This window comes from Nocardiopsis listeri NBRC 13360, from assembly GCF_001570765.1.
Lineage (GTDB): Bacteria > Actinomycetota > Actinomycetes > Streptosporangiales > Streptosporangiaceae > Nocardiopsis > Nocardiopsis listeri.
Map to the genome: position 1 here is coordinate 1 of NZ_BCSH01000054.1, position 23702 is coordinate 23702.

Here is a 23702-nt window from a genome sequence, read left to right on the forward strand (position 1 = left end):
CTCAGGTGAGGTCGCGCACGACCGCGTCGGCGAGCAGACGGCCTCGGCGGGTCAGGGCTGCGTATCCGCGGGCGTGGGCGCCGGGTTCCAGCAGCCCCTCCCCCACCAGGCGTTCGGCGGTGGTCAGACCGGAGGCGTCGAGCAGCTCCAGGGGACAGCCCTGTTCCATCCGCAGTTCGAGCAGGACGCGTTCGAAGCGGCGCTCGTCGTCGGTGAGGATCTCCCTGGCCTGTGCCGGTGTCTCCCGGGCGGCCAGGCGCGCGGCGTAGGCCGCCGGGTGCTTGACGTTCCACCAGCGGGTGCCACCGACGTGGCTGTGCGCGCCGGGGCCCACGCCCCACCAATGCCCACCGGTCCAGTACAGCGAGTTGTGCGCGCTGCGGCCCTCGGGCGTGCGGGCCCAGTTGGACACCTCGTAGGGGGTGTATCCGGCGGCGGCCAGGGCCTCGTCGGCCATGAGGTAGCGGTCGGCCATGGTGTCGTCGTCGGGTTCGGTGAGTTCGCCGCGGCGCACCCGGGCGGCCAGTCGGGTGCCCTCCTCGACGATGAGCGAGTAGGCGGAGACGTGGTCGGGGCCGGCGCCGATCGCGGCCTCCAGGGACGCCGCCCAGTCGTCGTCGCTCTCGCTCGGGGTGCCGTAGATCAGGTCGAGGTTGACGTGCTCGAACCCGGCCTCACGTGCCCAGGCCACGCACTGTTCGGGTCGTCCGGGCGTGTGGCCTCGCTCCAGCACGCGCAGGACGTGCGGGCGGGCGCTCTGCATGCCGAAGGAGACCCGGCTGAAGCCGGCCTCGCGCAGGCGGCGCAGGTAGTCGGGGGTGACCGTCTCCGGGTTGGCCTCGGTGGTGACCTCGGCGTCGGGGGTGAGACCGAAGCGGTCCCTGATGGCGGCCAGTACGCTCCCCAGGTCCTCGGCGGGCAGCAGGGTGGGCGTTCCGCCTCCGATGAACACGGTGCTCACCGGGGGGCGCTCGCCGGTCAGGACCCTGTCGGCGAGGTCGATCTCGGCGATGGCCTGTTCGGCGTAGGTCTCGCGGGAGGAGGTGGCGGTGCCGTCCCGGGAGACGAGTTCCTCGGCGGTGTAGGTGTTGAAGTCGCAGTAGCCGCAGCGGGTGACGCAGAAGGGCACGTGGACGTAGAACCCGAGGGGCCGGTCGCCGAGTTCGGCGAGGGAGTGCGCGGGAAGCTCCCCGGTGCGGGGCACCGGTTCGCCGTCGAGGGCTACGGAAGGCATGTTCCCAGTGTCGCCGACGGGGCGGGGTGGGCGGGCACGGTCACGGCCCGGCTGTGGCGGAGAGCTCGTGTCCCCGAGAGCTCGGACACACGCCGACCGGCCGCGGACGTGCGCGGGTGCGGTGATCCGGGGCTTGTCCGGAACGCCCGCCGAGGTGGGACCTTCGTCCTTGGGGGCCGTTACCACCGGGCCTCGAAAGGCGCTCGTACAAGGGGTTGTCTTGGAGGTGACACAACAGTTCGGCGAGAGGACACACGATGTCCGACCACACGACCATCCCTCGGAACGCGCCGCTGGAGGAGCGACCCCTCATCGGGTCCCGCGCGGCCCGTTACGTCTTCGCCGTCACCCGGATCTCGATCGGCTGGGTGTTCCTGTGGGCCTTCTTCGACAAACTGCTGGGTCTGGGGTTCGCCACCCCCGCCGAGGCCGCCTGGATCAACGGGGCGAGTCCCACCGAAGGGTTCCTCACCAACGCGGTCAGTGGTCCCTTCGCAGGAGCGTTCGGCTCGATCGCCGGGACGTTCTGGGCGGACCCGCTGTTCATGGCGGGGTTGCTGGGGATCGGAGCCGCCCTGGTCCTGGGCGTCGGTGAGAGGATCGCCGCCGCCACGGGCGCGCTGATGATGGTCCTGATGTGGGCGGCGGTGCTGCCCCTGGAGACCAACCCGTTCATGGACGACCACCTCGTCTACGCCCTGGTGCTGGTGGGCCTGGCGTGCGTGCGGTCGGCCCGAACGCTCGGTCTGGGCCGCTGGTGGGGTTCCACCGCCCTGGTCCGTAGGTTCCCCGCCCTGCGGTGACCCGAACTCCCGTCCCGCGGTGGGTGCGGGACGGGAAGCGGGGGTGCGTGCGCGCGGCACGCACCCCCCCTTTTTTCGTGTTCGTGCCTTTTCGTGTTCGTGCGCCCGGCCGGTCAGTGGCCCTGGGCGGTGACCCTGGGTTCGTACCGGGAGGGCGCCGCGACGGTGTGGGAGGGGGTGGCCGGTACGGCGGTGGTGGAGCCGCGCACGACCAGTTCGGGGTCGAAGACGTACTCGGCGTGGGAAACGGGGTGTCCGGCGATCTCGTCGCACAGGGCGCGCACGGCGGCCAACGCCATGGCGTTGATCGGCTGTCGGACGGTGGTCAGGGGCGGGTCGGTGAAGGCGATGAGCTGGGAGTCGTCGTAGCCGACCACGGAGAAGTCCTGGGGGACGCGCAGACCGCGCTGGCGGGCGGCGCGGATGGCGCCCAGCGCCATGATGTCGGAGCCGCAGACCATGGCGGTGACGCCGCGTTCGATGAGGCGATTCGCGGCGGCGTGCCCGCCCTCGACCCCGAACAGGGAGAGTTCGACGAGATCGTCGGCGTCCAGACCGTGTTCGGTCAGCGCCTGGTGGAATCCCTCGAGCTTGCGGTGGACCGGGACGTAGCGTTCGGGTCCGCTGGTGAAGCCGATGCGGGTGTGGCCGAGGGCGACCAGATGGTTGACGGCCAGGCGGCCGGCCTCACGGTCGTCGGCGGAGATGAACGCCGCGGGGATGGCGTCGGAGTAGCCGTTGACCAGCACGATCGGCAACCGCCGGGCGACCAGGGCGTGGTAGCGCTCGTGCGAGGCGGAGGTGTCGGCGTGCTTGCCCGAGACGAAGAGGATGCCGGAGACGTTGCGTTCCAGTAGCAGCTCGACGTATTCGTCCTCGGATATTCCGCCGGGGGTCTGGGTGCACAGCACCGGGGTGTAGCCACGCTGGGCGAGGGCCCCCTCCGCGGCTTGGGCGAACATCGGGAAGACCGGGTTGTCGAGCTCGGGGATCACCATGCCGACCAACCCGGCCGAGCGTTGTCGCAGTCGGGCCGGACGCTCGTACCCGAGGACGTCGAGGGCGGTCAGGACGGCTTTTCGGGTGTCGCCGCCGACGCCGGGCTTGTCGTTCAGCACTCGCGAGACGGTCGCCTCGCTGACGCCTGCGTGCCGCGCGATGTCGGCAAGTCGTGGACCCATAACGACAACTCTAGTCGAGATCGGCGTCACATGACAGAAAGTTGACGGTAATCTTGCGCAAGAACTTGCAACCACTCTTACGGAAGGATCCCGCTGATGCAGCACGAGGCGCACTGGTGGCGTGAAGCAGCCATCTACCAGATCTATGTGCGCAGCTTCGCCGACTCCAACGGGGACGGAGAGGGTGACCTGGCGGGGATCCGCGAGCGTCTCCCCCACCTGGCGGAGTTGGGCGTGGACGCGATCTGGTTGACCCCGTTCTACGTCTCCCCGCTCGCCGACGGCGGATACGACGTCGCCGACTACCGTGACGTCGACCCCCGGTTCGGAACCCTCGACGACTTCGACGCCCTGCTCAAGGACGCACACGAGCAGGGCATCCGTCTGATCATCGACGTCGTCCCCAACCACTCCTCCTCGGAGCACGTGTGGTTCCGCGAGGCCGTGGCCGCCGAGCCGGGCGACCCGGCTCGCGCGCGCTACATCTTCCGGGACGGCAAGGGCACCGATGGCGCGGAGCCGCCGAACAACTGGAAGTCGATCTTCGGCGGTCCGGCCTGGACCCGGCTCACCCGCCCCGATGGCACCCCCGAACAGTGGTATCTGCACCTGTTCGACCCCGGCCAGCCCGACTTCGACTGGACCCACCAGGAGGTGCACGACGAGTTCGACGACGTCCTGCGCTTCTGGTTGGACCGTGGGGTGGACGGCTTCCGGATCGACGTCGCGCACGGCATGGTCAAGGACCCGGCCCTGCCCGACATCGACCCCGACGCCAAGGCCGACATGCTCGACGGCAGCACCTCGCTGCCGTACTTCGACCAGGACGGCGTGCACGAGATCTACCGTCGTTGGTCGCGGATCGCCTCCACCTACGAGGGCGACCGCGCCCTGGTGGCGGAGGCCTGGGTCGAGGACTCGAACCGGATCGCGCGCTACCTGCGTCCGGACGAGCTGCACCAGGCGTTCAACTTCGAGTACCTGACCGCCCCGTGGGACGCGGCCCGGCTGCGCGAGGTGATCGACGGTTCCCTGAAGGCCAACGGAGCCGTGGGCGCCACCACCACGTGGGTGCTGTCCAACCACGACGTCGTCCGGCACGTGACCCGTTTCGGCGATGGGGAGCAGGGCCTGCGTCGTGCGCGCGCGGCCGCGCTGCTCATGCTCGGTCTGCCCGGTTCGGTGTACATGTACCAGGGCGAGGAGCTGGGCCTTCCGGAGGTCACCGACCTGCCCGAGGAAGCGTTGCAGGACCCCAACTGGGAGCGTTCGGGTCGCACCGAGCGCGGCCGTGACGGGTGCCGTGTGCCGCTGCCCTGGGAGGGCGAGGAGGCACCGTTCGGGTTCGGCCCCGAGGGTTCCACCCCGTGGCTGCCCATGCCCGATCGTTGGGCCGGCTTGACCCGGGCCTCCCAGCGTGGCGTGGAGGGCTCCACCCTGGAGCTGTACACGACCGCGTTGCGGCTGCGTCGGGAGCTGGACGCGCTGGGCGACGGCTCCATGAACTGGCTGGAGTCGCCCGGGGGCGTCCTGTACTTCGAGCGCGAGCCCGGTGTGCGGGTGGCCGTGAACATGACCGAGGCGCCGGTGGAGCTGTCCGCCTCCGGTGAGGTCCTGGTCGCCAGCGGCCCGGGGGTCGAGGTGTCCGAGGGCACCTTGACGCTGCCCGCCGAGAGCTCGGCCTGGCTGAGCGTCTGATCACCGACGCCGGGTGGTCCTCGTCCCGGACCGCCCGGCGTCACCCCCCTGTTCCACCCCCGGATCCCCTGACGCGGGGCCACCCCTTCCGTGTGTCCACGGTCCCCGCCGGCTCTTCCTTGGAGTGCATCATGAGGAAACTTCCTCTCTCACTGTGCGCGGGCACGCTGGCGTTGACCCTGACCGCGTGTTCGGGTGCGGAGGAGGTCGACGACTACTCGTCGATCCCCTTGACCATCTGGGCCGACGAGGACCGCGCACAGGCCATGCGGACCTTCGCGGAGGCTTTCTCCCGCGACGTCAATCAGCAGGTGGAGGTGATCGTGATCGAACACGAGGAGCTGCGCGCCAGCTTCCTGAGTTCGCACGCCACCGGCCTGGGCCCGGACCTCCTCGTCGGTCCCCATGACTGGACCGGTGAACTGGCCGCGGCGAAGTCGATCGTCCCGGTGGGGCTGGACTCCTCCCAGGCCGACCTGTTCTCACCGGGTGCCCTGGAGGCGGTGGCCTACGACGGTGAGGTGTACGGGGTCCCGTACGCCACCGAGAACCTGGGGCTGTTCCGCAACACGGACCTGGTCCCGGAGGCCCCGGAGTCGATCGAGGACATGGCCAGGGTCGGAAAGGACCTCGTGGACGCGGGGTCGGCCGATCAGGCGTTGAGTCTTCAGGTCGGCGAGGAGGGCGACGCCTACCACATCCACCCGTTCTTCACCTCGGCCGGCGGTTACCTGTTCGGCGAGGACGAATCGGGCGATCCGGACCCCACCGAGCTGGGGGTGGCGGCGCCGGAGTCGATCGCCGCCTTCGAGAAGTTGGCCGAACTCGGCGAGGACGGTTCGGGGTTGCTCGACCGCGACACCACCGCCGACAACGCCACCGACCTGTTCGCCACGGGCGCGGCCCCCTTCCTGGTCAGCGGCCCCTGGAGCGTCTCCGCCATCGAGACGAACGAGATCCCCTTCGAGGTGAGCCCGATCCCCGGGTTCGCCGACGGCGCCGCGGCGCGCTCCCTCATCGGCGTGCAGACGTTCTTCGTGGCCTCGGGCGCGGCCGACCCGGCGTTGGCCCAGGAGTTGGCCGAGGCCTTCCTCGCCGACCCCGAGCTGTCGGTGATCCTGTACGAGTCCGACCCCCGTGTGCCCGCGCTGGACGCGGCGATGGAGATGGTGGCCGGCCAGGACCCCCACATGGAGGCGTTCCAGCGGGCCGGGGAGGGCGGCGTCCCGATGCCCGCGATCCCGGAGATGGAGGCCGTGTGGAACCCGTTCTCCCAGGCGACCGCGGACATCATCGGTGGGGCCGACCCGGCGGATGCGCTGACCGAGGCCGAGCGCCTGATCCTGGAGGGTTTCACTCCCTGATCCGGCCCCTCGAACGAGCACCGGTTCGCGCACTCCGAGTGACCATCACCCGACTGTTTCCAGGGTGTATCCACATCTTTATCCCCAGAGTTTGCAAGGACTTTCATGTCCTGCAAGTTATTGCTAACGTCACATCATCAAGCATGCCCGCAACGGACCCGCAACCTCCAGAACCGCATGCATGCCCTCCGTCAGTCCTCCCGGAAGGAAGACACCATGAGATCTCGAAGCGCGTCAGCGGTCGCAGGCATCGCCGCGATCGCCTTGATGGCGACCGCGTGTGGCGGCGACGGCGACACCGGCGGCGGTGAGGAGGGCTCCGCAGAGGGCACCCTCGTCATCTGGTCCGACCCCGAGCGTGCCGACGCCATCCAGAGCGCCGCCGCCGAATTCGCCGAGGCCAACGGCATCGAGGTCGACGTCCAGAACGTCTCCTTCGACGACATCCAGGGCGACATCGTCAACGCCCACCAGGCCGGCAACGCCCCCGACGTCTTCATCGGTGCCCACGACTGGACCGGCAACCTGCTGCGCAACGGCACCGTCCAGCCGATCGAGCTGCCCACCGACCGCGCCGAGTCGCTGGACGAGACCGCCGTGGAGGCCATGACCCTGGAGGGTCAACTCCTGGGCGTTCCCTACGCGCAGGAGAACATCTTCCTCATGCGCAACACCGAGTTGGCTCCGGACGCCCCGGAGACCTTCGAGGAGCTCGTCGAGGTCGGCACCGACCTCAAGGACGACGGTGAGACCAGCGAGGTCCTGGCGATGGCGGTCGGTCAGGAGGGCGACCCCTTCCGCATGAACGCCCTGATGACCTCGGCCGGCGGCTACCTGTTCGGTCAGGACGACAACGGCGACTGGGACCCCGAGGACCTCGGCATCGGCTCCGACGAGACCATCGAGGCCATGGAGAAGATCGCCGAGTACGGCGAGGAGGGCGAAGGGGTGCTGCGCCGCTCCATCGACCTGGAGAACGAGGCCTCCCTGTTCTTCGACGGCGAAGCCCCGTTCTTCGTCGCCGGTCCCTGGAACGTCGGTGACGCCAACACCTCCGACATCGAGTACGAGATCAGCGCCATCCCCGGTTTCGACGGGCTGGACCCCGCCAGCCCCTACATCGGCTACCAGGGCTTCTTCGTGACCGAAGGCAGCGCCAACAGCGCGCTGGCCGAGGAGTTCGTGGTCAACTACGTCACCGACTCCGACTTCATCCAGACGCTCTACGACGCCGACCCGCGCACCCCGGTGCAGGCCGAGGCCCTGGAGGCCGTCTCCGAAGCGGACCCGAACATCGCGCTGATGGCCGAGACCGGTGAGAACGGCATGCCGATGCCGAACATCCCCGAGATGGGTGAGACCTGGGAGCCGCTGGGTGTGGCCCAGGCCCAGATCATCAGTGGCGCGGACGCCCGTGAGGCGTTGGAGACCGCCCACGAAGCCGTCGCCGAGCGGATCGGCCGGTAACTGTGGCGGCAGACCGTTCCGGTACCGCGGGCGCCTCCTCCAAGGGGGCGCCCGCGGGCCGCAAAAGCCCGGGAGGCCCACAGGCGGGTGGCTCCCTCGGCGGCCAGATCACGAAGATCCTCCTGTTGGGACTCTTCACCGCCCTCGGCGTGTGGGCGGTCCTGCCCCTGTACCTCGCGGGTCTGTGGTGGGGAATCGGTCTGGTCGTGGCCGTGGTGGCCTTCGTCTACTGGGTCTACTTCTCCAAGCGCACCGTCCCGGCCAAGTACCTCGTGCCGGGCGTGCTCTTCCTGATGGCCTTCCAGATCTTCCCGGTGCTCTACACGATGAGCACCTCGCTCACCAACATGAGCGATGGTCACCGGGGATCCAAGGACCAGGCGATCGCGTCCATCGAGGCGTTCTCGGTGACCCGCGACGCCGACTCCCGCGAGTTCGTCCTCACCGTGGCCGCCAACGGCGACCCCGAGACCGGTGAACTGGTCTTCCTCCTCAGCGACGGCGAGGGTGGAACCTACGCCGGCACCGAGGAGGGGCTGACCGACCTGGTCGGCGCCCAGGTCGACGACTCGGGCAAGATCACCGACACCATCGGTTACACCGTCCTGACGCCCGCCCAGGTGAACTCGCGCAGCGACGAGCTGCAGGAGTTCGCCGTCCCCACCGACAAGGGCGCGGGCATCCGTTCCAGCGGTCTGTCCAGTGCCTTCGAGGGCAACGCCGTTCGCGTCTACGACGAGTCCTGCGACTGCATCGAGGACACCGAGACCGGCGTCGTCTACCACGCGGACGACGAGCGCGGCGCGTTCTACGACGAGGACGGTCAGCGCCTTCCCCAGGGGTGGCAGGTCGGGGTGGGACTGGACAACTTCCTCCGGTTCCTGTTCGACCCGACCTTCGCGTCCTCCTTCTTCGGCACCCTGGTGTGGAACATCGTGTTCGCCGTAACGGTCACCTTCCTGGTGTTCGTGGTCGGCCTGGCGGTGGCCCTGACCCTGCACGTGCCCAAGATGCGCGGCAAGGTGGTCTACCGAATCCTGGTCGTGTTGCCCTACGCCATGAGTTCGCTGGCCATGTACCTGCTGTGGCGGGACATGTTCAACGCCGACTTCGGCCTGTTCAACCGCATGCTCGGGTTGCAGGTGGACTGGTTGGGCGACGTGTGGGCGGCACGGTTCGCGGTGATCCTGGCCAACGTGTGGCTGGGTTATCCGTACATGTTCCTGGTCGCCACCGGAGCGTTGCAGGCCATCCCCCGGGAGCTGGGCCAGGCGGCGCAGCTGGACGGGGCGGGGCCCTGGCAGGCCTTCAGACACGTCACCCTGCCGCTGCTGATGGTCGCGATGACACCGATCCTCATCTCCACGTTCGCGTTCAACTTCAACAACTTCAACGCGGTGTGGCTGATCACCAGGGGTGGGCCGTTCGGTTCGGAGGGCACCACCGCGGGTGGCGCCACCGACCTGCTCATCACCTACACGTACAGACTGGCCTTCAGTGAGGCCACCGCGCAGTACGGCTACGCGGCGGCGTTGTCGGTGATGATCTTCCTGATCGTCTCGGTGATGTCCGTGGTCACCCTGAGTCGGACCAAGGCCCTGCAGGAGGTGGAGCGATGAGCGTCTCCGAAGTCGCCGCCCGGCCCGTCTACCGACGCAGCCCGAGCACCCGGCTCACCCTGTGGGCCGGTCGGCTGGGTTGGCGTCACGCCGTCATGTGGGTGATCGCGGCGTTCGCGATCTTCCCCGTGCTGTTCGTGGTCTCGGCCGCGATCAACCCACTCGGTACCCTGAGCAGTTCCCAGTTGTGGCCGACGGGCGCCAGCCTGTCCAATGCCATGGAGCTGTTCCGCAACACCCCGTTCACCACCTGGTACGCGAACTCGCTGTTCTTCGCGCTCACCAACGCGGCGGTCACCGTGCTGCTGTCGGCGCTGGCGGCCTACGCCTTCAGCCGGATGCGGTTCAAGGGCCGTCGGGTGGGGCTGATCGGGCTTTTGGTCATCCAGATGTTCCCGCAGTTCCTGGCGATCGTGGCGATCTACCTGATGTTCTCCAACATCGGCGAGCTCTACCCGGCGATCGGCTTCGACACCCGTTGGGGCCTGATGCTGGTGTACCTGGGCGGTGCGCTCAGCATCAACACGTGGTTGATGAAGGGTTTCTTCGACACCGTGCCCAAGGAGCTGGACGAGTCCGCCCAGATGGACGGGGCCACGCACGCGCAGGTGTTCTTCCGGATCATGCTGCCGTTGGTCACCCCGGTACTGGCGATCGTGGCGCTGCTGGTGTTCATCAACACCATCAACGAGTTCCTGTTGGCCAGCGTGTTCCTGCGGGACACCGACTCCCAGACCCTGGGCCTGGGTCTGTACCAACTGGTGGACTCCCAGCGCAACGCCAACTTCGGCATGTTCGCGGTGGGCGCCATCATGCTGTCCCTGCCCACCCTGGCGGTGTTCTGGTTCCTCCAGCGCTACATCAGTGAAGGCCTGACCTCCGGAGCGGTCAAGGGTTAGCGAGTACGAACGACGCCTCGTTCATCGACGAAGGGCGGTGGGGACCTCCCCACCGCCCTTCGTCGTCGCCCACCGGCCGGAGCCGGCGACGGACCACTACTTCTTCTTCTTGTCCTCGGACGCGGACTCCGTGGACAGCGCGGTGATGAAGGCCTCCTGGGGCACCTCGACCCGGCCGACCATCTTCATCCGCTTCTTGCCCTCCTTCTGCTTCTCCAGCAGCTTGCGCTTACGACTGATGTCGCCGCCGTAGCACTTGGAGAGCACGTCCTTGCGGATCGCGCGGATGTTCTCGCGGGCGATGATCCGGGCGCCGATGGCCGCCTGGACCGGGACCTCGAACTGCTGCCTGGGGATGAGTTCGCGCAGCTTCTTGGTCATCTCCACGCCGTAGGCGTAGGACTTCTCCTTGTGCACGATCGCGGAGAAGGCGTCCACGGGCTCACCCTGCAGGAGGATATCGACCTTGACCAGGTCGGCCGCCTGCTCGCCGATGGGCTCGTAGTCCAGTGAGGCGTACCCCTTGGTGCGGGACTTGAGCGCGTCGAAGAAGTCGAAGACGATCTCGGCCATGGGCAGGATGTAGCGCATCTCCACCCGGTCCTCGGAGAGGTAGTCCATGCCCTGGAGCTCACCGCGGCGCTCCTGGCACAGCTCCATGATCTGACCGATGTGGTCGGCGGGGGTGAGCAGGGTGGCCTTGACCATGGGCTCGTGGATCGAGTCGATCTTGCCCTCGGGGAACTCGCTGGGGTTGGTCACCACGTGCTCGGTGCCGTCCTCCATCTCCACCCGGTAGATGACGTTGGGGGCGGTGGAGATCAGGTCCAGGTTGAACTCGCGCTCCAGGCGGGCACGGGTGATCTCCAGGTGGAGCAGGCCCAGGAAACCACAGCGGAAACCGAAGCCGAGGGCGGCGGAGGTCTCCGGTTCGAAGTTCAGGGCCGCGTCGTTGAGCTGGAGCTTCTCCAAGGCGTCGCGCAGCACCGGGTAGTCGGTGCCGTCGATCGGGTAGAGCCCGGAGAACACCATGGGCTTGGGTTCCTGGTAGCCGGCGAGCATCTCCGTGGCCGGCCGGTTCAGTGCGGTGATCGTGTCACCGACCTTGGACTGGCGCACGTCCTTCACACCGGTGATGATGTAGCCGACCTCGCCCACCCCGAGGCCCCCGGACTTTTGGGGCTCGGGCGCGCTGACGCCGATCTCCAGGATCTCGTGGGAGGCCTTGGTGGACATCATCTGGATGCGCTCGCGCGGGCTGAGCTTTCCGTCCACGACCCGCACGTAGGTGACGACTCCGCGGTAGGTGTCGTACACCGAGTCGAAGATCATCGCGCGGGCGGGGGCGTCCGCGTCACCGACCGGGGCCGGGATCTGGTTGACGATCTCGTTGAGGAGCTCCTCGACGCCCTCACCGGTCTTGGCGCTGACCTTGAGCACGTCGGAGGGTTCGCAGCCGATGATTCCGGCGATCTCCTCGGCGTACTTCTCCGGCTGGGCCGCGGGAAGGTCGATCTTGTTGAGCACCGGGATGATGTGCAGGTCGTTCTCGAGCGCCATGTACAGGTTGGCGAGCGTCTGCGCCTCGATGCCCTGCGCGGCGTCGACCAGCAGGATCGCGCCCTCACAGGCGGCCAGTGAACGCGACACCTCGTAGGTGAAGTCGACGTGGCCGGGGGTGTCGATCAGGTCGAGCGTGTAGGTCTTGTCGTCCAGGGCGGTGAACGGGATTCGTACCGCCTGGGACTTGATGGTGATGCCGCGCTCGCGCTCGATGTCCATGCGGTCCAGGTACTGGGCGCGCATCTGGCGGTCCTCGACGACCCCGGTGATCTGGAGCATCCGGTCGGCCAGCGTCGACTTGCCATGGTCGATGTGCGCGATGATGCAGAAGTTGCGAATCAGCGCGGGATCGGTCCAGTTCGGCTGTGCCACCGTGCTCCGTTCAACGGGTTTGGTTCAGGGTCGTGTGCGCCTGTGGGGGCGGTTGCCCGCCTCGGCCGTGGGCACACGGCGTCCTCCATCCTCCCATGACGCGGGTACCGCCCTCACCGGGTGTCTCCCGAGGCGGTACGGCAGTATGGGCGCGAGGCGCGGGTGTCGATGTCCAGATTATGCGAACCGACGCCGGGAACGGACCCGGTGGGTGAGAGCGGGTGGCGTAGGGGTGAAGTGGTTTCTGACACGGCTGCTGGCCGGGGTCGCGGCGGTCCTGGTCCTGATGGTCGCGGCGGGCGCGCTGTTGAGCTTCCAGTTCTCGGGCACGCCGAGCGACGGGGCCCTCTCCCAGGAGACGGACGCGGCCTGGGTGGGTTCGTGGGAGGACACCGGCGCCCTGGCCGAGCTGTTGGACACCGGCGCGGTGAACACCCTGTACGTGTACGCGGGCGACGTGGCCGCCGACGGAACCGTGGAGCGGGTGCCCGACACCGGGGATCTGCTCTCGTGGCTGAGCTCCACCTACCCGCAGGTGCGTCCGTTGGCGTGGTTGCGGCACGTGGAGTCCGGGTCGTCGTTGCTGCGGGACCGTTTCCCCACCGAGGCCCGTGAGGCGCTCGCGCCGGCGGTCGCCGAGGTGGCGGCGGAAGGTTTCGCCGGACTGCACATGGAGGTCCGGCCGGTGACGGTGAACGACCCGTCGATCCCCACTCTGATGGCGATGGTGCGGGAGGAGCTGGGTGAGGAACCGGTGCTGTCGGTGCAGGCCCACCACGTGGAGCTGATCCCCGGTGGTCGCGTGGCGTCGTTCGTCGCCGACGGCGAGGAGAAGTACTGGTCCAAGGGGTATCTGGACCAGGTGACCGAACACGCCGACGAGGTCGTACTGCCGGGGGTGGACGCGAACATGCCGACCGAGGGGATGTACGGCGGGTTCATGGTGCGGCAGGTGACCGAGTCCGTGGCGGCGCTGGGTGCGCGCGAGGACCTGACCCTGCGTTTCGGGGTGCCCGCCTACAGCGGCGAGGAGTGGGGGCCCGACCATGGGAACGAGAACGCGCTGACCGCGATCGCCGCGATCAGGTTGGGGCTTTCCAGGACGGAGCCGCCCGAGGAACTCACCACGGGTGTGGCGCTCTACCTGGCCGACGAGGCCGAGGAGGCCGACCTGGACGCCTATCGCACGGGGTGGCTGGGACCGATACCGTGAGCAGTGTTCTTCGGGGCCTCCGCTAGCGCTTCGGCCCGTGTTCGGGCAACCCCTGGGTCCCGAGTGGTCCAACGGATACGGCATAATGGGGAGTCCGTGTCTCGGACCTCCACGTTCGAATTCGAGCCCTTCTGGTCTCACACACACCCTGCGTCGGCGCCCACGCGAGCCACTCATGGAACGGCTGCCCATGAGACGAGCCGCCGGATCGATCGGCGCGCAGATCAAAGTTACTGGAGCACGTTTTCGCATGGCGAACATCAAGTCGCAGAAGAAGCGCAACCGGCAGAACGAGAAGGCTCGTCTCCGCAACCAGGCGGTGCGCTCTTCGCTGAAGACCTCCATCCGGAAGTTCCGCGAGGCCGCCGAGGCCGGGGACGTCGAGAAGGCCACCATCCTGCAGCGTGACGCCGCCCGTACCCTGGACAAGGCCACGAGCAAGGGCGTCATCCACAAGAACCAGGCCGCGAACCGCAAGAGCGCGATCGCCAAGCGTCTGGACGCTCTCCGGTCCGCCTAGTGGCCGGGTAGCACACGCGACCTTCAGGGCCTGGTCTCCTCCGAGGAGACCGGGCCCTTTCGCGTCCCCAAGCTCGTCCGGGTGGGTCACCCGTGAGTTATCCACAGGATGGAATCACCCGGTGACAGCCGGTCATGGCGGCCCTAGCGTTGAATCCATGACCGCTTCGCGCCGGTCACGGCGCCGCCCTCCCATCTCGACCCCCGAGGAACGACTCCGCGCACTCGGCCTGGACTCCTCCCCCTCCGCCAGGCGTCTGCGCGCCCGTATCCCGCGTCCACCCGCCGCTCCCGCGGCCGATCCCGTGCCCCGACCGGGCACCGACATCCCGAGCGCGCCCTACGCCGTACGTGACGTCCGCACCTCCTATCGGCCCGCCGGGCGGGACTGGCCCGAGCGCGCCCCGGAGGACGTGCTCACCGTCCCCGCCCCCGTTCCAGGGCCCGGAACGGAGCGGCCCGAGCCCGCTCCTTCCACGAAGGGGCCCGACACCGATTCCGGCCCGTGGCGGGACCCCGGCCGCCGTGGACGTTCGGCGCCGGACAGGCCCACCGGAACACCCCGCCCGCCCTCCGGGTACACGGAGTTGGTCCCGGACGAACCCGTGGCGGCCCTGGATCGGATCACCCGGGGCTGGGCCACCGAGACCGCCTTGTCACGTCGCTCCCTGGCCGTGCTGGTGGTCTTGGGTCTGCTGGCGGTGGGGGTCGCGTTCCTGATGCTGCGTGAACGCCCCGAGGAGGTCGTCGCACCAGAGCTGGTCACCCAGGCGGCCTCCGGCGACGCCCCATCACCCGTCTCCGGTACTCCCCCACCGGGCGACGCCGTCCCGGGCTCCCCCGCCCCGGACGGCGAGGTGGTGGTGCACGTGGGCGGCGAGGTGAACGAACCGGGCCTGTACACGATGCCCGCGGGTTCCCGCGTGGCCGACGCCGTGGAGGAGGCGGGAGGCGCGCTGCCCGACGCCGATCTGGACCTGCTCAACCTCGCCAGGACGCTGACCGACGGCGAACGCGTCCTCGTGGGGGTTCCGCAGGAGGAGATACCGGGTGACGGTGGCGCGGCGGCGAGCGGTGGGGAGGGAGCGACGGTGAACATCAACACCGCCGACGAGGAGGAGTTTCGCTCCCTCCCGGGAATCGGGGAGAAGAAGGCGCGCCAGATCATCGACCACCGGGAGGCCATCGGTGGTTCCTTCGCCACCGTCGAGGACCTGCTCGGGGTGGACGGGATCGCGGAGAAGACCCTGGAGAACCTGCGGCCGCACGTGACGGTGGGGTGAGACGGCCATGGTGACGTGGTTGGGGACCGACGCGCACGGGTTGGGACGTCCACCGGACCTACGGCTGATCGCTCCGGCGTTGGCGTCCTGGGCGGCGGCGCTGGTGGCCTTGGCCGTGCCCGCCTGGGCGGCGTGGTCGTTGGCGGGTGCGATGGCCCTCACCGCGACGGTGGTGTTCCTGGGAGGACGGGTGTCCGCACTGCTCGGGGAGGCTCCGCTCACCGCCATCGCGGCGACCCTGGTGTGCGCGGCGACGGTCACGGCGGTGGCCGGCCTCCACGTGCATCGGACGGTGACCAGCGCCGCGGTGGCCGCCGCCGAGCGGGGCGGTGAGGTGGAGTTCCGCGCGGTGGCGACGGTCGATCCGCGGTCTCGGGCGGGCATGCCACGGCCGGGGCGTGCGGAATGGGTGGTGCCGGCCCGCACCGTGTGGGTCCGTGTGGACGGTGAGATCCGCGCATCGCGGGCTTCGGTGGTGGTGTTGGCCTCCGGCGCGGAGTGGTCGGGGCTCCTGCCGGGCCAAGAGTTCACCGCGCGCGGGGCGTTCTTGGCCGCCGAGGACGAACCTCTGACGGCGGCGTTGGTGCCGGTGCGCGGCCCTCCGGAGGAGACCGGCGAGCCGGGGCGGCTCCAGGCCTTCGCCGGTGGGGTCCGCGCCGATCTGCGGGAGGCCTCGTCGGCGCTTCCTCGACCGGAACGCGATCTGTTGCCGGCCTTGATCGTCGGTGATGCCTCCGAACTGCGAGAGGAGACCGCGGAGGACTTCCGAGCCACCGGGATGACGCACCTGTTGACGGTCAGCGGGGCCAACCTGGCGATCCTGACCGGGTTCGTGTTGGCGGTGGCGCGATGGGCGCGAGCGCCGACGTGGTGTTCGGTCCTGGGCGGCGCGGTGATGATCTGGCTGTTCGTGCTGGTGTGCCGACCGGAACCGAGCGTGGTGCGGGCCGCGTTCATGGGCTCGTTGGGGTTGTTGGCGCTGGCCACGGGGCGGGCGCACACCGGTCTGGGCGCGTTGGGCGTGACCGTGGTGGGCGTGCTGTTCGTGGCGCCGGGGCTGGCGACCTCCTTCGGGTTCGCGTTGTCGGCGTTGGCCACGGCCGGGATCCTGCTGCTGGTACCGGGGTGGTCGTACGCCTGGTCTGCACGGATGCCCCTTCCCGTGGCGGAGGCCCTGGCGGTGGCGGTGGCGGCGCACGTGGCGGTGGCCCCGGTGCTGGTGCTGTTGTCGGGGGAGGTGTCGTGGGTGGCGATACCGGCCAATGTGTTGGCCGCTCCGGTGGTGGCGGTGGTGACCGTGGCGGGGTCGGCGTTGGCCGCGTTGGCGTCGGTCTGGTCGGGTGCGGCGGCGATCCTGGTGCACTTGCCGGGGCTCGGGGTGTCCTGGATCGCCGCGGTGGCGACGGTGGGGGCGCGGGTTCCGTACGGGGCGCTGCCATGGCGTTCCGACGTGGCCGGGGCGTTGCTGTTGGCCGCCCTGGTGGCGGCGTTCCTGCTGACCCGCGGTCGGCCACGCCGGGTGTTGGCCGCCGTGACCGTCGCGGTGCTCCTGTTGGGACTGTCGGCCCGTTGTCTGCCGGGTGGTTGGCCACCGAAGGGGTGGGCGCTGGTCTCCTGTGACGTGGGGCAGGGAGACGCGTTGGCTCTGTCCGTCGGCCCCGGGGAGGCGGTGGTGTTCGACACCGGGGACGACGTGGAACTGGTGGACGGGTGCCTGGAGCGGCTGGGGATACGAGAGGTCCCGTTGTTGGTGCTCAGTCACGACCACTCCGACCACGTGGACGGTGCTCCTGGGGTGCTGCGGCACCGCCGGGTCCCGGCTGCGTTGGCCCCCGCGGGGTTCGAGGACACCGCGGTGGGTCGCCTGTTGGCGGAGGAGGGCGTGGAGCTCCTGGCCGCCGAGCGAGGGCAGACCTTCAAGGTGGGTTCGTGGACGCTGCGGGTGTTGTGGCCACGGCCGGGTTACGCGGGGACGGTCAACGACACCTCGGTGGTGATCCGGGCGGACGGCACGCACCTGTCGGCGCTGTTCACCGGGGACATCGAGGTACCGGCCCAGGGTGAGCTGCTGCGCGGGCCGGACTCCGAACTGTTGGCGGTCACCGTCCTGAACACCCCGCACCACGGTTCCGGCACCCAGGACCCCGCCTTCCTGGCCGCGACTCGGGCGAGGGTGTCGGTGACCTCGGTCGGCGCGGACAACCCCTACGGGCATCCGGCACCGTTCACCCGGAACATCCTGGAACGGATCGCGCCGGTGAACGCGCGTACCGACACGGACGGGGACGTAGCGGTGCTGGAGGACCCGGTGCGCGTGGTCTCCCGTGGGCCCACGCCGGGCCGATGACCCACCGAACGGCACCGGCCGGTCGGTGGGTCGTGGCATGCTCGTTGTATGCCTGCACCCGCCCTCATCACACTCATCGTCGGCGACGAGGAACTGCTCGTCGACCGGGCCGTGGCCGCGGTGGTCGCCGCGGTCCGCGAGTCCGATCCGGAGGTGGAGGTCCACGACCTCGTGCCCTCCCAGGTCGGCCTGTCCACCCTGGTGGAGGTCACCTCGCCCTCCCTGTTCGGCGACCGCCGGGTGGTGGTGCTCCGTTCCTCCCAGGACCTGACCAAGGACCTGGCCACGACCGTCATCGACTACCTCAAGAGCCCCGCCGACGACGTGAACCTGGTGCTCACCCACGCCGGCGGCGCCAAGGGCAAGGCGCTGGCGGAGGCCGCCACCAAGGCCAAGGCGCGGCGGGTGGACTGCAAGGGCCCCAAGAAGGGGCCGGAGCGGGTGGCGTTCGTCAGGGGCGAGTTCACCGCGGCCAAGCGCCAGATCACCCCCGACGCCGCCGAGACCCTGGTCGACGCGGTCGGCACGGACCTGCGGGAGATCGCCGCGGCCTGTACCCAGTTGATCGCCGACACCGAGGGCCGTGTGGACGCCGCCGCGGTGGCCCGCTACCACTCGGGCAAGGCCGAGGCCTCCGGGTTCACGGTGGCGGATCGAGCCGTGGAGGGGCGCCTGCCCGAGGCATTGGAACAGCTGCGCTGGTCGTTGGCGGTGGGCACCGCACCGGTGCTGATCAACAGCGCCCTGGCCGGGGCCGTACGCGGGATCGCGGTGGCCTCCCAGCCCCCGCGCGGGATGAGCGAGGCCGATCTGGCCAAGCGGGCGAAGGTGCCGCCGTGGAAGATGCGGTCCCTGCGCCAGCAGGCCAGGGGGTGGAGCCCCGCCGGGGTCACCCGTGCCATGTCGGTGGTCGCGGAAACGGACGCCCTGATCAAGGGTGCCGGTCGTGACCCCGAGTACGCGTTGGAGCGCGCGATCATCGAGATCGCCCGTGCCCGCGGCAACCGCTGAGACCGTCAGCCGATGGTCTGACCGCCCTGCCACACGCGCAGGGTCTTCAGCCCCATGGACCACGCGAAGGCACCCTCGTGGTCGGCGTCCCACTGCACCAGGTCGGCGAGACCGCCCGGGACGATCAGTCCACGGTCGTTGAGCCCGAGGGCCCGTGCGCCGCCGACCGTGGCGGCGTTGAGCGCCTCCTGCACGGTCATCTCGAACATGGAGACCGCCAGGGATATGACCAGGGGCATGGAGGTCGTGCCGGACTGGGCGGGGTTGTGGTCGGTGCCCAACCCGACGGGGACACCGTGGTCGAGCAGTGCCCGCACCGGCGGGGTGCGGCGTTCGTGCAGGGCCGTGGTGGGGCAGGCGACCACCGGTGTGCGGGTGGTGGCCAGGGCGAGCATGTCCTCGTCGTCGGCCTCGTGCATCAGGTCCACGGAGGTACAGCCGAGTTCGGCGGCCATGCGCACGGCGCCGTGGCGTGGCCGTGAACAGGCGTGCATGGTGGTGCGCAGCCCCACGGACTGTCCCACGCCGAGCAGCATGTGGGCGTCCTCGGTGGTGAACTGCTGGTTGTCGCAGTAGATGTCGACCCCGTCGGCGCCCGCCATGGCGGCGTCGCCGAGCCAGGACGCGGCGGTGGCCACGTACTCCTGGGGACGGCCGAAGAACTCGGGCGGTACCCCGTGCGCGGGGAAGAACGTGACGTGCAGGCGAGGCATGCCCGGTTCCTCCTCCAGGGAGCGCAGCAGGCGCACGTCGGCGAGTTCGCCGTCCCGGGTGAGGTGGTAGCCGGTCTTGGCCTCCATGGTGGTGCAGCCGGAGAGCACCCAGTGCCGGAGCCGTTCGCGGACGGCGTTGCACAGGGTCCAGGGGTCGGTTCCACGGGTGATGGTGACGGTGGTGGACACTCCACCGCCCGCGGCGAAGATGTCGGCGCGGGTGGCGCCCTTGGCCCACATGTTGACCTCGGCGTAGCGGTCGCCGGCGTACACGGGGTGGCAGTGGGCGTCGATGAGCCCTGGGGTGAGGAGCCCTCCACCGATGTTGACGATCTCGTCGACGTCGGTGAGGTCCTCCATCACTCCGGGAATGTGCTGCGGCAGCTCGGCGGCGGGTCCGACCCAGGCGACGCGGTCGTTGTCGATGAGGACCGCGGCCTTGGTCAACAGCTCGTTACCGGTCCAGAGGCGGCCGATGTTGGTGAGGAGTACTACCGGCATCAGATGGTCCGCCCCCGCCGGTCAGGTCCGTTGCGCGCCACGCGAACGGGGGGCGCGTAGAGCACGGACGGACATGGCGACCTCGTATCTGGATGTGATTCCGACAGGGCCGTGGGCGGCCTGGGGCCACCGCGCGGTACCGGGTCAGTGGGGGTGCACCATCGGGGGACAGTGGTCACTGCCGGCCAGTGCTCCAAGACCGTAGTCCATTCGCCGGCGCCATGTACACCTCCCCGCAGGGACGAATGCGAACGTTCCGGAGCGAAGTTCGCAGAATCGTTGAGTGACGAAGACCACTCGAAACACGCTTGAGCTGCGATGACCCGTGCCACGGGTGGAAAACGGCCGATCTCTCAGAACACGAGAGACCCGGAACGCGCTCGGGGCCGGGGAATCCATGCGGACTCCCCGGCCCCGAGCGTGTCATCCTTCGGAGGACGGCCCGCGGTCAAACGGTGCTCAGTGCGTACCCCTCGAACCTGGCCGCGAGCGACGCGGGCACGAACGCGTGCAGCTCGGTGCCGTCCGCGGTGTGCCCCTCGGTGACCACGCGCCCTTCGTCGTGGGCGCGGGCGATGAGGTCGCCCCGCGAGTACGGGACGAGCGCGCGCACCTCCTCGGCGATCTCGGGAAGCGCATCGGCCAGGGCCGTCACCAGACCCGGGATGCCTTCGCCGGTGCGCGCCGAGACCTCGACCAGGTCGGGGTATCGGGTGCGCAGGGCCTTGACGGTGTCGGGGTCGGCGGCGTCGACCTTGTTGAGCACCATGAGCTCACGGACGTCACCGGCCTCGATGTCGGCGAGGACCTCGTGCACGGCGGAGATCTGCGCCTCGGGGTCGGGGTGCGAACCGTCGACCACGTGCAGGATCAGGTCGGAGTCGGCGACCTCCTCCAGGGTGGAGCGGAAGGCCTCCACCAACTGGTGCGGCAGGTGGCGCACGAAGCCGACCGTGTCGCTGAGCGTGAAGCCGCGGCCGTCGGGCGTACGGGCCTGACGGACCGTCGGGTCCAAGGTGGCGAACAACGCGTTCTCCACCAGCACCCCGGCTCCGGTGAGCCGGTTGAGCAGACTGGACTTGCCCGCGTTGGTGTACCCGGCCAAAGCGACCGAGGGCACCTGTCGGGCACGACGGACGTCGCGCTTGACGTCGCGCGCGGTGCGCATGTGGACCAACTGCCGACGCAGCTTGGCGACCCTGTCGTGGATTCGACGGCGGTCGGTCTCGATCTTGGTCTCACCGGGACCGCGCAGACCCACACCGCCGTTGCCGCCACCACCGGCGCCGCCGGCCTGACGGGACAGGGAGTGACCCCAACCGCGCAGTCGTGGCAACAGGTAGTTGAGCTGGGCGAGTTCGACCTGGGCCTTGCCCTCGCTGCTGCTCGCGTGCTGGGCGAAGATGTCCAGGATGAGCGCGGTGCGGTCGATCACCTTGACCTTGACCACGTCCTCCAGCTGGATCAGCTGGCCGGGGGTGAGCTCGCCGTCGGTGATGACGGTGTCGGCACCGGTGGCCTCGACGATGTCGCTGAGTTCGGCCGCCTTGCCCTTACCGATGTAGGTGGCGGGGTCCGGCTTGGAACGGCGCTGGGTGATGCCTTCCAGTACCAGGGCACCGGCGGTCTCGGAGAGTGCGGCGAGTTCGGCGAGCGAGTTGTCGGCGTCGGCCTGGGTTCCCCGGGTCCACACTCCGATCAGGACCACGCGCTCCAAGCGCAGGGCCCGGTTCTCGACCTCGGTGACGTCGGTGAGTTCTGTGGACAGCCCCTGAACGCGACGTAGCGCGTGGCGTTCGGCCAGTTCCATCTCGCCCTGATCGGGCGAGCCCTCACGGAACGCGTCCTCGGCCTCGTGGCCGGTTCGGTCGTCTCCGTGGAAGTCAGCAGTATTCATATCCCTCCAGTTGGGTCAACGCGGGTGTCTCCGGGAATCTTCCCTGGCTCGATGGTGGCATCCCGCCTCGAGTGAAGGCACGTTAATTATCGCAGGTGGTGTGACACAAGCCACCAGGGCCTGGTCGCCGTGTAATCTTCGAAAGCGCGAAGAGACCGAAGAATCTCCTTATTTGCGGAAGAAGATTCACGAACCTTCTCCTATCGGAAACTTCAGCCCCCATCGATCCCGCGAGTGACGTTGACCGCTTGACATCGAGATAGTAGTTTCACTTCCACATACCAGAAGCTTATTTCGTATTGCGGAAGGTTTTCCATGGGCGCCACGCACGGGGTCGAGATCACGGGACCCCTCAACGACCGGTTCGACGAGATCCTCACCGACGACGCCCTCGCGCTCGTCGCCGAGCTGCACCGCACCTTCGAGTCCCGCCGCCAGGACCTCCTGGCCGCGCGCAGGACCCTCGAGGCGCGGGTCGCGGCCGGGGAGGACCTCGACTTCCTCCCCGAGACCAAGCACATCCGTGAGGACGACAGCTGGAAGGTCGCACCGGCCGCCCCCGGCATCACCGACCGCCGCGTGGAGATCACCGGTCCGACCGACCGCAAGATGACCATCAACGCGCTCAACTCCGGCGCGAAGGTGTGGCTGGCCGACCTCGAAGACGCCAACACCCCGCTGTGGGAGAACATGATCCAGGGGCAGCTCAACCTGCGCGACGCCCTGGACCGCGAGATCGACTTCACCTCCCCCCAGGGCAAGACCTACGCCCTGAAGGAGGACTCCGAACTGGCCACCATCGTCGTGCGTCCCCGTGGCTGGCACCTGGACGAGAAGCACGTCCTCGTCGACGGTCAGCGCACCAGCGGCGGCATCGTCGACTTCGCGCTGTACTTCTTCCACAGCGCCAAGCGTCAGATCGCCAAGGGCAAGGGCCCGTACTTCTACCTCCCGAAGATGCAGAGCCACCTTGAGGCCCGCCTGTGGAACGACATCTTCGTCCTGGCCCAGGAGCGTCTGGGCATTCCGCGCGGCACCATCCGCGCCACCTGCCTGATCGAGACCATCCCGGCCGCGTTCGAGATGGAGGAGATCCTCTACGAGCTGCGTGAGCACTCCGCCGGTCTCAACGCCGGTCGCTGGGACTACCTGTTCAGCATCATCAAGACCCACCGCACCCGCGGCCGCAGGTTCCTGCTGCCCGAACGCAACGCCGTCACCATGACCGCCCCGATGATGCGCGCCTACACCGAACTGCTGGTCAAGACCTGCCACAAGCGCGGCGCCCACGCGATCGGCGGCATGGCCGCGTTCATCCCGTCCCGCAAGGACGAGGAGGTCAACAAGAACGCCTTCGCCAAGGTCCGCGACGACAAGTCCCGCGAGTCCGGCGACGGCTTCGACGGCTCCTGGGTCGCCCACCCCGACCTGGTCCCGATCTGCCGCGAGATCTTCGACGGTGTCCTGGGAGACAAGCCCAACCAGATCGACAAGCAGCGCCCCGACGTCGAAGTGACCGCGGCCGACCTGCTCGCCGTCGACCAGACCCCCGGTGGCGTCACCAAGGCCGGTCTGCGCGCCAACATCAACGTCGCGCTGCAGTACCTGGCCGCCTGGATGGGCGGAAACGGCGCGGTGGCCATCCACAACCTCATGGAGGACGCAGCCACCGCCGAGATCTCCCGTTCACAGATCTGGCAGTGGCTGCACAACGACGTCACCCTCGACGACGGGCCCAAGGTCACCGCCGAGCTCGTCAAGCAGATCATCGAGGAGGAGCTCGTCACCATCCGGGAGTCCTTGGGCGCCGGCTACGACGATGACCTGTTCGAGCAGGCCAAGGAACTGTTCACCGAGGTCGCCCTGGACGACGAGTACGTCGACTTCCTGACCCTGCCCGCCTACGAGCGCATGCCGTAGGGCCCCGCCGGGTAGAGCGATTTCATAAAACGGAAGATTGTTTCCACCGCACCCCTTGTCTCGGCAAGGGGTGCGGTCGTACGGTCCCCCTGCGAGGT

Annotated in this window: 17 protein-coding genes; 12 read left to right on the forward strand and 5 right to left on the reverse strand. The window is 68.9% G+C overall.

What is annotated here, in order from left to right:
* Position 1: 1 nt before the first annotated feature.
* Complete coding sequence (hemW, locus tag NLI01S_RS17175; RefSeq protein ID WP_067605778.1) at positions 2–1234, reverse strand: radical SAM family heme chaperone HemW; 1233 nt, start codon at positions 1232–1234, stop codon at positions 2–4.
* A 257-nt stretch (positions 1235–1491) separates the two neighbouring features.
* Here hemW and NLI01S_RS17180 point away from each other — a divergent pair, with 257 nt between their 5' ends.
* Positions 1492–2037: a hypothetical protein gene (locus NLI01S_RS17180; RefSeq protein ID WP_067605781.1), complete on the forward strand. Its 546-nt coding sequence runs from the start codon at positions 1492–1494 to the stop codon at positions 2035–2037.
* Between the two features lie 113 nt (positions 2038–2150).
* On the opposite strand, the gene NLI01S_RS17185 is transcribed toward NLI01S_RS17180, so the two are convergent.
* Positions 2151–3218, reverse strand: coding sequence for a LacI family DNA-binding transcriptional regulator (locus NLI01S_RS17185; RefSeq protein ID WP_067605783.1), 1068 nt, complete (start codon positions 3216–3218; stop codon positions 2151–2153).
* A 96-nt stretch (positions 3219–3314) separates the two neighbouring features.
* Here NLI01S_RS17185 and NLI01S_RS17190 point away from each other — a divergent pair, with 96 nt between their 5' ends.
* From NLI01S_RS17190 to NLI01S_RS17210, 5 genes are all read left to right on the forward strand, one after another.
* On the forward strand, positions 3315–4916 hold the full coding sequence (locus tag NLI01S_RS17190) for a glycoside hydrolase family 13 protein (protein WP_067605786.1): 1602 nt from the start codon (positions 3315–3317) through the stop codon (positions 4914–4916).
* A gap of 131 nt (positions 4917–5047) precedes the next feature.
* Positions 5048–6280, forward strand: a complete 1233-nt coding sequence (locus NLI01S_RS17195; RefSeq protein ID WP_067605789.1) for a sugar ABC transporter substrate-binding protein — start codon at positions 5048–5050, stop codon at positions 6278–6280.
* A 216-nt stretch (positions 6281–6496) separates the two neighbouring features.
* Positions 6497–7747 (forward strand): sugar ABC transporter substrate-binding protein, encoded by a 1251-nt coding sequence (locus NLI01S_RS17200; protein WP_067605791.1) that lies wholly within the window; start codon positions 6497–6499, stop codon positions 7745–7747.
* Between the two features lie 2 nt (positions 7748–7749).
* On the forward strand, positions 7750–9366 hold the full coding sequence (locus tag NLI01S_RS17205; protein ID WP_067605794.1) for an ABC transporter permease subunit: 1617 nt from the start codon (positions 7750–7752) through the stop codon (positions 9364–9366).
* Positions 9363–10265, forward strand: coding sequence for a sugar ABC transporter permease (locus tag NLI01S_RS17210; RefSeq protein WP_067605796.1), 903 nt, complete (start codon positions 9363–9365; stop codon positions 10263–10265). Before NLI01S_RS17205 ends, NLI01S_RS17210 begins: the two co-directional genes overlap by 4 nt.
* Positions 10266–10361: 96 nt before the next feature.
* Here the strand turns inward: NLI01S_RS17210 and lepA are convergent, their stop codons facing one another.
* Positions 10362–12200 (reverse strand): translation elongation factor 4, encoded by a 1839-nt coding sequence (gene lepA / locus NLI01S_RS17215; protein ID WP_067605799.1) that lies wholly within the window; start codon positions 12198–12200, stop codon positions 10362–10364.
* A 232-nt stretch (positions 12201–12432) separates the two neighbouring features.
* On the opposite strand from lepA, the gene NLI01S_RS17220 reads away from it, so the two are divergent.
* The 5 genes from NLI01S_RS17220 (at position 12433) to holA (ending at position 18573) form a co-directional block, all read left to right on the forward strand.
* Complete coding sequence (locus NLI01S_RS17220; RefSeq protein WP_067605802.1) at positions 12433–13413, forward strand: hypothetical protein; 981 nt, start codon at positions 12433–12435, stop codon at positions 13411–13413.
* Positions 13414–13663: 250 nt separating this feature from the next.
* Complete coding sequence (gene rpsT, locus NLI01S_RS17225; protein WP_067605805.1) at positions 13664–13933, forward strand: 30S ribosomal protein S20; 270 nt, start codon at positions 13664–13666, stop codon at positions 13931–13933.
* Positions 13934–14090: 157 nt separating this feature from the next.
* Positions 14091–15215, forward strand: a complete 1125-nt coding sequence (locus NLI01S_RS25365) for a helix-hairpin-helix domain-containing protein (protein ID WP_084392675.1) — start codon at positions 14091–14093, stop codon at positions 15213–15215.
* A 7-nt stretch (positions 15216–15222) separates the two neighbouring features.
* Positions 15223–17562, forward strand: coding sequence for a ComEC/Rec2 family competence protein (locus NLI01S_RS17235; RefSeq protein WP_067605808.1), 2340 nt, complete (start codon positions 15223–15225; stop codon positions 17560–17562).
* A 48-nt stretch (positions 17563–17610) separates the two neighbouring features.
* A complete protein-coding gene (gene holA, locus NLI01S_RS17240) occupies positions 17611–18573 on the forward strand; it encodes a DNA polymerase III subunit delta (RefSeq protein ID WP_067605811.1) in 963 nt (320 codons plus the stop codon).
* 5 nt (positions 18574–18578) lie between these two features.
* On the opposite strand, the gene NLI01S_RS17245 is transcribed toward holA, so the two are convergent.
* Positions 18579–19787: an amidohydrolase family protein gene (locus NLI01S_RS17245; protein ID WP_067605814.1), complete on the reverse strand. Its 1209-nt coding sequence runs from the start codon at positions 19785–19787 to the stop codon at positions 18579–18581.
* Between the two features lie 448 nt (positions 19788–20235).
* Positions 20236–21684: a GTPase HflX gene (gene hflX, locus NLI01S_RS17250; RefSeq protein ID WP_067605818.1), complete on the reverse strand. Its 1449-nt coding sequence runs from the start codon at positions 21682–21684 to the stop codon at positions 20236–20238.
* Positions 21685–21999: 315 nt separating this feature from the next.
* Here hflX and aceB point away from each other — a divergent pair, with 315 nt between their 5' ends.
* On the forward strand, positions 22000–23604 hold the full coding sequence (gene aceB / locus NLI01S_RS17255) for a malate synthase A (RefSeq protein ID WP_067605822.1): 1605 nt from the start codon (positions 22000–22002) through the stop codon (positions 23602–23604).
* Positions 23605–23702: the final 98 nt, after the last annotated feature.

Excerpts from the sequence above, each read along its gene's own strand:
- rpsT (WP_067605805.1), top strand. The coding sequence starts at position 13,664 with ATGGCGAACATCAAGTCGCAGAAGAAGCGCAACCGGCAGAACGAGAAG.
- NLI01S_RS17210 (WP_067605796.1), top strand. The coding sequence starts at position 9,363 with ATGAGCGTCTCCGAAGTCGCCGCCCGGCCCGTCTACCGACGCAGCCCG.
- NLI01S_RS17245 (WP_067605814.1), bottom strand. The coding sequence starts at position 19,787 with ATGCCGGTAGTACTCCTCACCAACATCGGCCGCCTCTGGACCGGTAAC.
- NLI01S_RS25365 (WP_084392675.1), top strand. The coding sequence starts at position 14,091 with ATGACCGCTTCGCGCCGGTCACGGCGCCGCCCTCCCATCTCGACCCCC.
- NLI01S_RS17190 (WP_067605786.1), top strand. The coding sequence starts at position 3,315 with ATGCAGCACGAGGCGCACTGGTGGCGTGAAGCAGCCATCTACCAGATC.
- NLI01S_RS17200 (WP_067605791.1), top strand. The coding sequence starts at position 6,497 with ATGAGATCTCGAAGCGCGTCAGCGGTCGCAGGCATCGCCGCGATCGCC.
- NLI01S_RS17195 (WP_067605789.1), top strand. The coding sequence starts at position 5,048 with ATGAGGAAACTTCCTCTCTCACTGTGCGCGGGCACGCTGGCGTTGACC.
- hflX (WP_067605818.1), bottom strand. The coding sequence starts at position 21,684 with ATGAATACTGCTGACTTCCACGGAGACGACCGAACCGGCCACGAGGCC.
- NLI01S_RS17235 (WP_067605808.1), top strand. The coding sequence starts at position 15,223 with ATGGTGACGTGGTTGGGGACCGACGCGCACGGGTTGGGACGTCCACCG.
- NLI01S_RS17185 (WP_067605783.1), bottom strand. The coding sequence starts at position 3,218 with ATGGGTCCACGACTTGCCGACATCGCGCGGCACGCAGGCGTCAGCGAG.
- aceB (WP_067605822.1), top strand. The coding sequence starts at position 22,000 with ATGGGCGCCACGCACGGGGTCGAGATCACGGGACCCCTCAACGACCGG.
- NLI01S_RS17180 (WP_067605781.1), top strand. The coding sequence starts at position 1,492 with ATGTCCGACCACACGACCATCCCTCGGAACGCGCCGCTGGAGGAGCGA.
- hemW (WP_067605778.1), bottom strand. The coding sequence starts at position 1,234 with ATGCCTTCCGTAGCCCTCGACGGCGAACCGGTGCCCCGCACCGGGGAG.
- holA (WP_067605811.1), top strand. The coding sequence starts at position 17,611 with ATGCCTGCACCCGCCCTCATCACACTCATCGTCGGCGACGAGGAACTG.